Source organism: Shinella sp. G-2, from assembly GCF_050172695.1.
GTDB lineage: Bacteria > Pseudomonadota > Alphaproteobacteria > Rhizobiales > Rhizobiaceae > Shinella.
In genome coordinates, this window is record NZ_JBBEYH010000004.1 from 162,912 (window position 1) to 175,391 (window position 12,480).

A 12,480-nucleotide genomic window follows, 5' to 3' on the forward strand; every position below is an offset into this window, starting at 1 on the left:
CCATCGAGGAGGAAGTCATGCTGAAGCAGAGCTTTTCTCTCGAGGACAAGTATACGGCGGAGGAGGGAAGGATCTTCCTTTCCGGCATCCAGGCACTCGTGCGCCTGCCGATCGTTCAGATGCGGCGCGACCGCGCCGCAGGCCTGAACACCGCCGCATTCATCTCGGGTTATCGCGGATCGCCGCTCGGCGGCTACGACCAGCAGCTTGCCAAGGCCGGCAAGCATCTGGCCGCGCACGACATCGTGTTCCGCCCGGGTGTCAACGAGGATCTGGCCGCCACCGCCGTCTGGGGCACCCAGCAGCTGCATCTGTCGCCGGGCGCGCGTTATGACGGCGTCGCCGGCTACTGGTACGGCAAGGGGCCGGGCGTCGACCGTTGCGGCGACGTGCTGAAGCACGCCAATGCCGCCGGTACCTCGAAACATGGCGGCGTGCTCTGTTTTGCCGGCGACGACCATTCGGCAAAGTCGTCCTCCATTCCGCATCAGTCCGACCATGCCTTCATGTCGGCGCTGATCCCGGTGCTCTATCCCTCGTCCATCCACGAATTCGTCGAATACGGCCTGCTCGGCACGGCGATGTCGCGCTATTCCGGCTGCTGGGTCGGCATGAAGTTCATCGCCGACACGGTCGAGACGACCGCTTCGGTGGACCTTGCCGGCGAGCGCCGGCAATTCGTCATTCCCGAAGACTTCGAACTGCCGCCGGGCGGGCTCAGCCTGCGCTGGCCCGATCCGCCGCTGCCGCAGGACGAGCGGCTGCAAACCTACAAGGGCTACGCCGCCATCGCCTTTGCCCGCGCCAACCGGGTGGACGAGGTGACGCATGACGTGCCGCGCGCCCGTTTCGGCATCATCGCCTCGGGCAAGGCCTATGAGGATGTGCTGCAGGCGCTGAAGGAGCTGTCGCTCGGGCCGGCGGAAATGGCCGAGATCGGCATGCGCGTCTACAAGGTCCGTATGCCCTGGCCGCTGGAGCCGGAGGGCGTGCGCGAATTCTCGCAGGGGCTGGAAGAGGTGCTCGTCGTCGAGGAGCGGCGCGAGATCATCGAGAACCAGATCAAGCAGCAACTCTTCAACTGGCATCCGGGCGAGCGGCCGCGCATCATCGGCAAGTTCGACCATCAGGACCACCCGTTCCTGCCCCTCTCGCAGGCGCTGACGGTGGGCATGGTGGCACGGGCCATTGCCTCGCGGCTCCTACAGTTCGAGTTCGACGCCGGGCTGAAGACGGTGATCTCCGACGAGCTTGCCTATCTGCTGGATCGCGAGAAGATCCGCAAGACGCATACCGCGCCGGTCGAGCGCGTGCCCTATTTCTGCTCGGGCTGTCCGCACAACACCTCCACCAAGGTGCCCGAAGGCAGCCGCGCGGCGGCTGGCATCGGCTGTCACTACATGGTGCAGTGGATGGACCGCGACACGATGACCTTCACCCATATGGGCGCCGAGGGCGTTCCGTGGTCGGGCATCGCGCCCTTCACCGACGAAAAGCACATGTTCGTCAATCTCGGCGACGGCACCTATTATCATTCCGGCATCCTGGCCGTGCGCCAGTCCGTCGCCGCCGGCGTCAACATCACCTACAAGCTGCTCTACAACGACGCCGTGGCGATGACCGGTGGTCAGGCCGTCGACGGGCCGATCAGCCCCGAAGCGGTGACGCGCCAGCTTCACGATGAAGGCGTCACGCCGATCTACCTCGTCTCCGACCATCCGGAAGCCTATTCGGCCTCGATGCTCGCGCCCGGTGTCATCGTGCGCCACCGCGACGAGATGGACCGGGTGATGCGGGATATCCGCGAGGCGCCCGGCTGCTCGGCCATCGTCTATGTGCAGACCTGCGCGGCGGAAAAGCGCCGCCGTCGCTCGCGCGGCCTGATGGAGGATCCGCCGGTCCGCCTGATGATCAATCCGGCGGTCTGCGAAGGCTGCGGCGACTGTTCCACCCAGTCGAACTGCGTGTCCGTCGAGCCGCTCGACACCGCGCTCGGTCGCAAGCGCAAGATCAACCAGTCGATCTGCAACAAGGACTATTCCTGCCTCAAGGGCTTCTGCCCGTCCTTCGTGACGGTGGAGGGCGGGCGGCTGCGCAAGGCGGCGCGGTCCAACCCGGATATGACGGGCGTTCCCGACCCCGAGATCGCGCGCATCGGCGACCGCTCCTACAACATCGCCATCGCCGGCATCGGCGGCACGGGCATCCTGACGATCAGCGCGATCCTCGGCATGGCCGCCCATCTCGACGGCAAGTCGCCGATGATCCTCGACATGGCCGGCCTCGCGCAGAAGGGCGGGGCCGTGATGAGCCACCTGCGCATCGGCCTGCACGACCAGGACGTCTCCTCGCCGCGCATCATCACCGGCGGGGCGGACCTCCTGATCGCCGCCGACGACGTGGTGGCCGCCTCCAAGGATGCGGCGACGCTCTGCGACCCGCACCGCACGACGGGGGTGGTCAACACCAAGCTGACGCCGGTCGCCGATTTCGTGCGCAAGCGCGATTTCGATTTCCGCCGCCGCGACGTGGAGGGCACGGTGCGCGCCGCGCTGCGCGAGGCCTCATACCTGCTCGACTTCACGACGGTGGCGGAAAAGGTGGCGGGCAATGCCATGGCGACGAACATCCTGATGACGGGCTATGCCTGGCAGAAGGGGCTGATCCCGCTCACCCGTCAGTCCATCGAACAGGCGATCGCGCTCAACGGCGTCGCCGTCGACGCCACGCTCTCGGCCTTCGGCTGGGGCCGGCTGATCGCCGCCGATCCCGCCCGCGCCGAGCGCCTGCTGCATCCGGGCAAGCCGGTGCCGACGCTGGAGACCATGACGACGGCCGATCTCATCGCCCACCGCATGAAGCACCTGACCGCCTATCAGAACGCCGCGCTCGCGAACCGCTACAAGGCGCTGGTGGACCGGGTGCAGGCGGCGGAGACGGCGCTGGGGCTGGACGACAAGCTGACGCGCGCCGTCGCCCATGTCCATGCCCAGCTCCTTGCCTACAAGGACGAATACGAGGTGGCGCGGCTGTTCACCGATCCGGCCTTCAAGGCGGGGCTCGCCGAGCAGTTCGAAGGCAAATACAGCATCGCCTTCAACCTCGCGCCGCCCTTCCTCAAGGGTGAGGATGCCGATGGCCGGCCGCGCAAGCGCCGCTTCGGCCGCTGGATGCTGCCGGCCTTCGGGCTTCTTGCCCGCCTCAAGGGGTTGCGCGGCACGGCTTTCGATCCGTTCGGCCGCACGGCCGAGCGCCGCATGGAGCGCCAGCTCATCGCCGACTACGAAGCGATGGTCGGCCAGGTGTTGCAAGGCCTTGCCCATGAGAACCGTGACGCCGCCGTTGCGCTTCTTTCGCTTTACGGCGAGATTCGCGGCTACGGCCCCGTCAAGGAGGAGGCGGCCAGGCGCGTGAAGGCGCGCGAGGCCGGCATGCGCACGGCTTTCGAGACGGCAGGACAGGAAAAGGCGGTCGCTTGAGAACCGCGAGGGGAGGACGGATATGTATGACGCCGGCATGAGCTTCGGGCTTGGCGAGGACATCGAGGCGCTGCGCGAAAGCGTGCGGCGTTTCGCCATGGACCGCATCGCGCCGCAGGCGGCGGAGATCGACCGCAGCAACAACTTCCCCATGCCGCTCTGGCGGGAAATGGGCGATCTCGGCCTGCTCGGCATCACCGTACCGGAAAGCCTCGGCGGTTCCGGCATGGGCTATCTCGCCCATTGCGTGGCGATGGAGGAGATCAGCCGCGCCTCGGCCTCGGTCGCCCTCAGCTATGGCGCCCATTCCAATCTCTGCGTCAACCAGATCGTGCGCAACGCTTCGCCGGCGCAGCGCGAAAAATACCTGCCGAAGCTGATCTCCGGCGAGCATGTCGGCGCCCTTGCCATGTCCGAGCCGGGCGCCGGCTCCGACGTCGTCTCCATGAAGCTGCGCGCGGAAAAGCGCGGCGACCGCTACGTGCTGAACGGCAACAAGATGTGGATCACCAACGGGCCGGATGCGGACGTTCTGGTGGTCTATGCCAAGACCGACCCCGAGGCCGGCTCGCGCGGCATCACCGCCTTCCTCATCGAGAAGGGCTTCAAGGGTTTCTCCACCGCCCAGAAGCTCGACAAGCTCGGCATGCGCGGCTCCAACACCTGCGAACTCGTCTTTGTCGATTGCGAGGTGCCGGAGGAGAACGTGATGGGCACGGTCGGGCGCGGCGTCAATGTGCTGATGTCCGGCCTCGACTATGAGCGCGTCGTGCTCTCGGGCGGCCCGCTCGGCATCATGGCGGCCTGCCTCGACGTGGTCGTGCCCTACATTCATGAGCGCAAGCAGTTCGACCGTCCCATCGGCGAGTTCCAGCTGATGCAGGGCAAGGTCGCCGACATGTATGTCGCGCTCAATGCCTGCCGCGCCTATGTCTATGCCGTGGCGAGCGCCTGCGACCGCGGCGAGACGACGCGCAAGGACGCGGCGGGCTGCATCCTCTATTCCGCCGAGATGGCGACGAAACTGGCGCTCGACGCCATCCAGTCACTCGGCGGCAACGGCTATATCAACGACTATCCGACCGGCCGGCTGCTGCGCGACGCCAAGCTCTACGAGATCGGCGCCGGCACGTCCGAAATCCGCCGCATGCTGATCGGCCGTGAAATCTTTCAGGAGACGCTGTAATGCCGGTGCTTCCCTCGGCCGTGAACACGCGCAGCGAGACCTTTGCGACCAACCGCAAGGCGATGCTCGACGCACTGGCTCTGGTGGAAGAGGCGGCGACCCTCGCCATGGATGGCGGCGGGCCGAAGGCGCGCGAACGTCACGTTTCCCGCGGCAAGCTCCTGCCGCGCGACCGGGTGGCGCAACTGCTCGACCCCGGCTCCGCCTTCCTCGAAATCGGCCTCACCGCCGGCCACGGCCTCTATGACGGCGCCTCGCCCTCCGGCGGCATGATCGCCGGCATCGGCCGCGTCGCCGGCCGCGAATGCATGATCGTCTGCAACGACGCGACGGTGAAGGGCGGCACCTATTATCCGATCACCGTGAAGAAGCACCTGCGCGCGCAGGAGATCGCCGCGGAAAACCGGCTGCCCTGCATCTACCTCGTCGATTCCGGCGGGGCGAACCTGCCGAACCAGGACGAGGTCTTCCCCGACCGCGATCATTTCGGCCGCATCTTCTACAACCAGGCGCAGATGTCCGCGGCCGGCATTCCGCAGGTCGCCGTCGTCATGGGAAGCTGCACGGCGGGCGGGGCCTATGTGCCCGCCATGAGCGACGAGACCGTCATCGTCGAAAACCAGGGCACCATCTTCCTCGCCGGCCCGCCGCTGGTGAAGGCCGCGACGGGCGAAGTGGTGACGGCGGAAGACCTTGGCGGCGGCGACGTCCACACCCGCCTTTCCGGCGTTGCCGACCATCTCGCCCGCGACGACCGCCACGCATTGGAAATCGCCCGGCAGATCGCCGCGAACCTCAATATGCGTAAGCCAGAGATTACGAAATCAGGCGCCGGAGACGCCCCGCTCTACGATCCGGAAGAGCTGCTCGGCATCGTGCCGGCCGATACACGCACGCCCTATGACGTGCGCGAGGTCATCGCCCGGGTGGTCGACGGGTCACGCTTCGACGAGTTCAAGGCGCGTTTCGGCACCACGCTCGTCTGCGGTTTCGCGGCGCTGCATGGCCTTCCCGTCGGCATCATCGCCAACAATGGCGTGCTCTTTTCCGAGGCCGCGCTGAAGGGGGCGCATTTCATCGAGCTCTGCGCGCAACGCGGCATTCCGCTCCTCTTCCTGCAGAACATCACCGGCTTCATGGTCGGGCGCAAATACGAGGCCGAGGGCATCGCCAAACACGGCGCCAAGCTCGTCACCGCCGTCGCGACGGCGAATGTGCCGAAGCTCACCGTGCTGATCGGCGGCTCCTACGGCGCGGGCAATTACGGCATGTGCGGGCGGGCCTATTCGCCGCGCTTCCTGTGGACCTGGCCGAACAGCCGCATCTCCGTCATGGGCGGCGAACAGGCGGCCGGCGTGCTGGCGACCGTCAAGCGCGAGGGCATCGAGCGCACCGGCGGACGCTGGAGCGCCGAGGAGGAGGCCGCCTTCAAGCAGCCGACCATCGACATGTTCGCCCGCCAGAGCCATCCGCTCTATGCTTCGGCCAGGCTCTGGGACGACGGCATCGTCGATCCGCGCAAGACGCGCGACGTGCTTTCGCTTTCGCTGTCGGCGGCGCTCAACGCGCCCATCGAGCCCACCCGTTTCGGCGTCTTCAGGATGTAGAGGAGGCAAGTGATGAAACGCGAATCGATCAATGCCAAGAACGCGCCCGCCGCGCGCGGCGGCTATTCGCAGGCCGTGAAAATCGAGGATTTCAAGACGCTGGTCTTCATCAGCGGCCAGATCCCCGTCGGCGACGACGACAAGGTGCCGGAGACTTTCGAGGATCAGGCGCGGCTCGTCTGGCGCAATATCGACGCGCAGTTGAAAGCGGCGGGCGTGACGAAGGCCGATCTCGTCAAGGTGACGACCTTCCTGTCCGACCGGCACCACGCCACCGCCAATCGCGAGATCCGCAGCGAATATCTCGGTGCCATCGCCCCGGCGATGAGCGTCGTCATCTGCGCGATCTTCGACGAGAAGTGGCAGCTCGAAGTCGAGGCCATCGCAGCGCGATGAGAACCGGAGCCGGGATGTTCAGAAAGATCCTCATCGCCAACCGCGGCGAAATCGCCTGCCGGGTCATCCGCACCGCACGGCGCATGGGCATCGCGACGGTCGCCGTCCACTCCGACGCCGACCGGGCGGCGCTGCATGTCGCGCTCGCCGACGAGGCCATCCGCATCGGTCCGGCGGAAGCGGCGAAAAGCTACCTGAACATCGCGGCGATCATCGAAGCCGCCAAGGCGAGCGGCGCGGAGGCCGTGCATCCCGGCTACGGCTTCCTGTCGGAAAATCCCGATTTCGTCGAGGCCGTGGAGGCCGCCGGCCTCGCCTTCATCGGTCCCTCTGCCAAGGCCATTCGCGCCATGGGCCTGAAGGACGCCGCCAAGGCGCTGATGGAGAAGGCGGGCGTTCCCGTCGTGCCCGGCTATCACGGCGAGCGGCAGGAGAGCGTCTTCCTGGCCGGCGAAGCGGAAGCCATCGGCTATCCCGTGCTGATCAAGGCGCGCGCCGGCGGTGGCGGCAAGGGCATGCGGCGGGTGGACCATCCGGCGGACTTCGCCGCCGCGCTGGAAAGCGCCCGCCGCGAGGGCGAAAGCGCCTTCGGCGACGGCTGCGTGCTGGTGGAAAAATACATGGCCAAGCCCCGCCATATCGAGGTGCAGGTCTTCGGCGACGGCCACGGCAATGTCGTGCATCTCTTCGAGCGCGACTGCTCGCTGCAGCGCCGCCACCAGAAGGTCATCGAGGAGGCGCCGGCCCCCGGCATGACGGCCGAGATGCGCGAGGCGATGGGGGCGGCCGCGGTGCGCGCGGCGGCGGCCATCGGCTATAGCGGCGCGGGCACGGTGGAGTTCATCGCCGACGTGTCCGAAGGCCTCCGGCAGGACCGCTTCTATTTCATGGAGATGAACACGCGCCTGCAGGTGGAGCATCCGGTGACGGAAGCGATCACCGGTCTCGACCTCGTCGAATGGCAGCTTCGCGTCGCCGCCGGCGAGCCCCTGCCGAAACGGCAGGATGCGCTCTTCATCGACGGCTGGGCCTTCGAGGCGCGGCTCTATGCCGAAAACCCGGCGCGCGATTTCCTGCCCGCCACCGGACGCCTCTCGGTCTTCGAGGGGCCGGAGGGCGTGCGCATCGATTCCGGCGTGCGCGCGGGCGATGTCATCACGCCCTATTACGACCCGATGATCGCCAAGGTCGTCACCCATGGCCGCGCCCGCGCCGAGGCGCTGGCGAAGCTCGAGACGGCGCTGCAGCAGTGCCGCGTCGGCGGCGTAACGACCAATGCCGGCTTCCTTGCCCGGCTTTGCCGCCTGCCGGCCTTTGCCGCCGGCGATGTCGATACCGGCCTGATCGGCCGGGCGGGCGAGGGGCTGCTGGCTGAGCCCGGCGCGCCGGAAGAGGTTTTCGCCCTCGCCGCCCTTGCGGCGCTCGGTTTCCTCGATGCATCGGGTGATGCGGATCCCTGGGGTCACATCCGCGGCTTCCGTCTCTGGGGCGGGGCGGCGCAGACGGTCTTCCTCGAGCATGGCGGAGAGGAGCATGCGCTGCGCGTCACACTTCTCGGCAGCAACCTTTTCCGCGTGGAGCACAGTGGCCTTTCGACGGAGATCGGCCTTGAGGCGAGCGATGGGCGCACCGTCCGGGTCGCCTTCGACGGCCATACATTCCCCGCCACGGTGCATCGCGACGAGACGGGCATCGTCCTCTTCAGCCGCGGCCATGGCCACGCCTTCACCCGCGCCGAAGCGGCCGGCCATCACGGCGCGGCGCAGGCGGGCGGCGACCGGCTGTCGGCGCCCATGCCGGGGCTCGTGCGCATCGTCACGACCGCGCCCGGCGCGCGGGTCGCCAAGGGTGACGCGCTCGTCACCATGGAGGCGATGAAGATGGAGCTGGTGCTGGCCGCGCCCCGCGACGGGGTGGTGGCGGCGGTGCCGGTCGCGGTGGGCGACCAGGTGGCGGAGGGCGCGCTCCTCCTCCAGCTGGAGCCAGAGGAGGCGGCATGAGCGGGCGCGTCGAGATCGTCGAGATGGCGGCCCGCGACGGGCTGCAGAACGAGAAGGCGATCATTCCGTCTACCGAGAAGATCGCGCTGATCGACCTGCTTTCGGACTGCGGCTTCTCGCGCATCGAGGCGACGAGCTTCGTCAGCCCGAAATGGGTGCCGCAACTGGCCGACGGCGCGGCCGTCATGGCCGGCATCCGTCGCCGTCCCGGCATTTCCTACGCGGCCTTGGTGCCCAACATGAAGGGCTACGAGGCGGCGAAGGCGGCCGGCGTTAATGAAGTCGCCGTCTTCCTCTCGGCCTCCGAGGGGTTCTCGCGCGCCAATCTCAACTGCTCGATTGCCGAGAGCATCGAGCGTGCGCGGCCGGTGGCGGAAGCGGCGAGGGCAGATGGCATCCTCCTGCGCGGCTATGTCAGTTGCGTGGTGCAGTGCCCCTATGACGGGCCGGTGGAGCCCTGCGCCGTGGCGCGGGTGACGAACCAGCTCCTGCGCCTCGGCTGTCATGAGGTGAGCCTTGGCGACACGATCGGGCGGGCGCGGCCCGCCGAGGTCGCGGCCATGCTGGATGTCGTGCTCGCCGTCGCGTTTCCGGAAAACCTCGCCGGCCATTTCCACGATACGAACGGCCTGGCGCTGGACAATATCCGCGTTGCGCTCGACCATGGCCTGACGGTGTTCGACGCCTCCGTCGGCGGTCTCGGCGGCTGCCCCTATGCGCCGGGTGCGCGTGGCAATGTCGATACTCTCGCCGTCGCCGAAATGCTGGCGGCGGAAGGCTACGAAACCGGGCTCGACCGGCAGAAACTCGCGGCGGCGGCGGCTTTCGCCCGGCGCATCACCGGCAAGAGCGACACGAGAAAGAGCGCGTAGCGTTTGCGCACAGGAGTGCAATCATGACTTTCGAGACCCTCTCGGTCGCCATCGATCGGCGCGGCGTCGCGGTGCTCACCCTCCGTCGCCCGGCGCAGCACAATGCGCTGTCCGGCCTGATGATCCGCGAACTCACCGCGGCTGCCGGGCGTCTCGGCGCGGACAAGGCGGTGCGCATCGTCGTGCTGACGGGCGAGGGCGAGAGCTTCTGCGCCGGCGGTGACCTCAACTGGATGAAGGCGCAAATCGCCGCGACGCGCGAGGAGCGCATCGCGGAGGCGCGCCAGCTCGCCTTGATGCTGAAGGCGCTGCGCGATCTGCCGAAGCCGCTGATTGCCCGTGTCAACGGTCAGTCCTATGGCGGCGGCGTCGGGCTGATCAGCGTCTGCGACGCGGCGATTGCCGGGGAGAGTGCGCGTTTCGGCCTGACGGAAACCCGCCTCGGCCTTATCCCGGCGACGATCAGCCCCTATGTCGCCGCCCGCATCGGGCCCGCCGCCTTCCTGCGGCTCGCCACCTCGGCGCGCCTGTTCGATACAAAGACTGCAATCGCGATCGGCCTCATAAGCGGCGTCGTTGCGCCGGAGGAACTGGACGCGGCGGTGGAGAGAGAGATCGCGCCCTATTTCGCAGCCTCCCCTAAGGCCGTCGCTGCGTCGAAGGCGCTGGCCCATGCGCTCGCCCCGCCCATCGACGACGCGCTCATCGACATGACGCTGACGCATCTTGCCGATACCTGGGAGACGCCGGAGGCGGCGGAGGGGATTGCTGCGTTTCTGGAAAAGCGCAAGGCGAACTGGGTTCCGGCCGACGGCAAACCGTGAGGGCGCGGGGCTGAGTTGCCTCTCGCCTATTCGATGAACACCCGCACGCTCGCCGCCCGTCCCGCGGCATCGATTACCGTCAGCGTCGAAAAGCCGGCGCCTTCCGGCATCCACTGCGTCGTGCGCCGGCGCGAGGCGTCGGGAAGCACCTTGCCGTTGGCGAGCCAGCGGAAGGGCGCGCGGCCGCCCTGGAGTTTCAGGATCAGCGGCGAGATGTCCGTGCCGGTCGTCGCGCCGAGTTCGACATGCGCCCCTTCGGGTGGGTAGACGATTTCGGGGGCAGGTTCACGCGCCACCGTCGCGACGAGGCCGCTTGCCGTGGTCGAGAAGCGGCGAAGGCTCGCCGGCAGTTCGGACTGGGCGATGCGCACCGCGCCGGCCGGTGCGCGCGGGAGCGCGGTGATGGCGATGCCGGAGCGCGCGAAGGCCTCGAAGAGAATGGGGGCGGCGGCGCCGTAGCCGGTCAGGCCCGGCACGGCGCCATTGTCGGCGCGGCCGACCCAGACGCCAAGCACATGCCGGCCGTCATAGCCGACCGACCAGGCGTCGCGATAGCCGTAGCTCGTGCCGGTCTTGTAGGCGATGCCGAGGCGGCGGCTGCCGGCGGGCGGCGTAACGCCGGAGAGAACGTCCGAGACCTGCCAGACGGCGACGGGGTCGAGCAGCGGATCGCCGCCGATCACCCTGGCATCGTTCGTGATGCCGTCGCCGAGCTGCACCGGCTTGCCGCGATTGGCGAGCGCCGCATAGAGCTGGGTGAGATCGCGCAGCGTGATGCCGAGACCGCCGAGACCGATGGCAAGGCCGGGCGTTTCGCCCGGCGGCAGCTCGGGTCGCACCTCGGCGCGGCGGAACCGCACCATCATCCGCGTCGGCCCGACGGCCTCGAGCAGGCGCACGGCCGGCACGTTGAGCGAAAGCTGCAGCGCCTTGCGCACGCTGACATCGCCCTGATAGGTCATGTCGAAATTGCGCGGGCGGTAGCCGGAAAAGTCCGAAGGGCGGTCCTCGACGATGGTTTCCTGGGCGACGAGGCCTTCCTCGAAGGCGAGGCCGTAGATGAAGGGCTTGAGCGCCGAACCGGGCGAGCGGCGGATGCGCGTCATGTCGATCCAGCCGGCGCGGCTGCCGTCGAAATAATCCGCCGAGCCGACCTCGCCGAGGATTTCGCCGGTGCGGGCATCGGCCATCACCATGGCCACGGAAATCTTCGGGCCGAGCCGTTCGGCTGCCTCGCGGGCGACGGTTTCCAGGCCGTCCTGCACCGTACGGTCGAGCGATGTCTTGTGCTCGGTCGCCTTCGGATCCTTGCGCAGCGCCAGTTCCGAAAGATGCGCGGCATAGGAAGGGAGCTGGCGGCGACGGTCGGGCACGGCCTCGGTGCTGGCGCGTTCGGCCTCGCCCTCGCCGATGACGGCGGAGACGGCCATGCGGGTCAGCACGCGCTCGCGCGCCTTTTCCGCGACGTCGCGGTGCCGGTCGGGGCGGCGTTTTTCGGGAAGCTGCGGCAGGGCGACGAGCAGGGCGGCTTCGGCGACGGAAAGACGCTTCGGCTCCTTGCCGAACCAGGCAAGGCTCGCCGCGCGCACGCCCTCCAGATTGCCGCCATAGGGCGCGAGCGTCAGGTAGAGATCGAGGATCTCGGCCTTGCTGAGCCGCCGTTCGAGCTGCACGGCGCGGGCCATCTGGCGCAGTTTCGCCAGCATGGAGCGGTTCTCGCGCGGTTCGATCAGCCGCGCGACCTGCATGGAAAGCGTCGAGGCGCCGGAAACGATGCGGCCATGGGTGACGAACTGGCCGGCGGCGCGCAGCAGCGCCAGCGGGTCGATGCCGGCATGCTCCTCGAAGCGCCGGTCCTCATAGGCGACGAGCATGCGCAGGAATTGCGGATCGACATCGGCGGCCGTGGTCTTCAGCCGCCAATGGCCCTCGGGTGTCGCGAAGGCGCGCAGCAGGCGGCCGTCGCGGTCGAGCACTTCCTTCGAGACGATCTCCGCCACGGCGACGGGTGGCGGAAAGGCGCGGTCCGCATAGTCGAGCCCGAAGGCGAGGGCGGCGATCGCCGCCGCCCCGCTGAGGGACCCGATGAGGAGCTTGCGCCAGAGCGTCATCGGCG

The 12,480-nt window shown here is 68.1% G+C and carries 8 protein-coding genes; 7 read left to right on the forward strand and 1 reads right to left on the reverse strand.

Going from position 1 to position 12,480, the window contains the following annotated elements; genetic code table 11:
* Window positions 1-17: 17 nt before the first annotated feature.
* From V8U06_RS09870 to V8U06_RS09900, 7 genes are read left to right on the forward strand one after another with little or no spacing between them, the layout of a single operon-like run.
* Window positions 18-3,479 (forward strand): indolepyruvate ferredoxin oxidoreductase family protein, encoded by a 3,462-nt coding sequence (locus V8U06_RS09870; protein ID WP_427140488.1) that lies wholly within the window; start codon window positions 18-20, stop codon window positions 3,477-3,479.
* Between the two features lie 37 nt (window positions 3,480-3,516).
* Entirely contained in the window at window positions 3,517-4,665 is a 1,149-nt protein-coding gene (locus tag V8U06_RS09875) for an isovaleryl-CoA dehydrogenase (protein WP_427140611.1), read from the forward strand.
* Complete coding sequence (locus V8U06_RS09880; protein ID WP_427140489.1) at window positions 4,665-6,272, forward strand: carboxyl transferase domain-containing protein; 1,608 nt, start codon at window positions 4,665-4,667, stop codon at window positions 6,270-6,272. The genes V8U06_RS09875 and V8U06_RS09880 overlap by 1 nt, the downstream gene beginning before the upstream one ends.
* A gap of 12 nt (window positions 6,273-6,284) precedes the next feature.
* Complete coding sequence (locus V8U06_RS09885) at window positions 6,285-6,668, forward strand: RidA family protein (protein ID WP_427140490.1); 384 nt, start codon at window positions 6,285-6,287, stop codon at window positions 6,666-6,668.
* A 14-nt stretch (window positions 6,669-6,682) separates the two neighbouring features.
* On the forward strand, window positions 6,683-8,668 hold the full coding sequence (locus tag V8U06_RS09890) for an acetyl/propionyl/methylcrotonyl-CoA carboxylase subunit alpha (protein ID WP_427140491.1): 1,986 nt from the start codon (window positions 6,683-6,685) through the stop codon (window positions 8,666-8,668).
* Window positions 8,665-9,540 (forward strand): hydroxymethylglutaryl-CoA lyase, encoded by an 876-nt coding sequence (locus V8U06_RS09895; protein ID WP_226920506.1) that lies wholly within the window; start codon window positions 8,665-8,667, stop codon window positions 9,538-9,540. The genes V8U06_RS09890 and V8U06_RS09895 overlap by 4 nt, the downstream gene beginning before the upstream one ends.
* Before the next feature lie 20 nt (window positions 9,541-9,560).
* Window positions 9,561-10,364 carry a crotonase/enoyl-CoA hydratase family protein gene (locus V8U06_RS09900; RefSeq protein WP_427140612.1) on the forward strand — a complete coding sequence of 268 codons (804 nt, stop codon included), beginning with the start codon at window positions 9,561-9,563 and terminating at the stop codon, window positions 10,362-10,364.
* Between the two features lie 26 nt (window positions 10,365-10,390).
* Here V8U06_RS09900 and pbpC read toward each other — a convergent pair whose 3' ends face one another.
* Window positions 10,391-12,475, reverse strand: a complete 2,085-nt coding sequence (gene pbpC, locus V8U06_RS09905) for a penicillin-binding protein 1C (RefSeq protein WP_427140492.1) — start codon at window positions 12,473-12,475, stop codon at window positions 10,391-10,393.
* Window positions 12,476-12,480 lie beyond the last annotated feature (5 nt).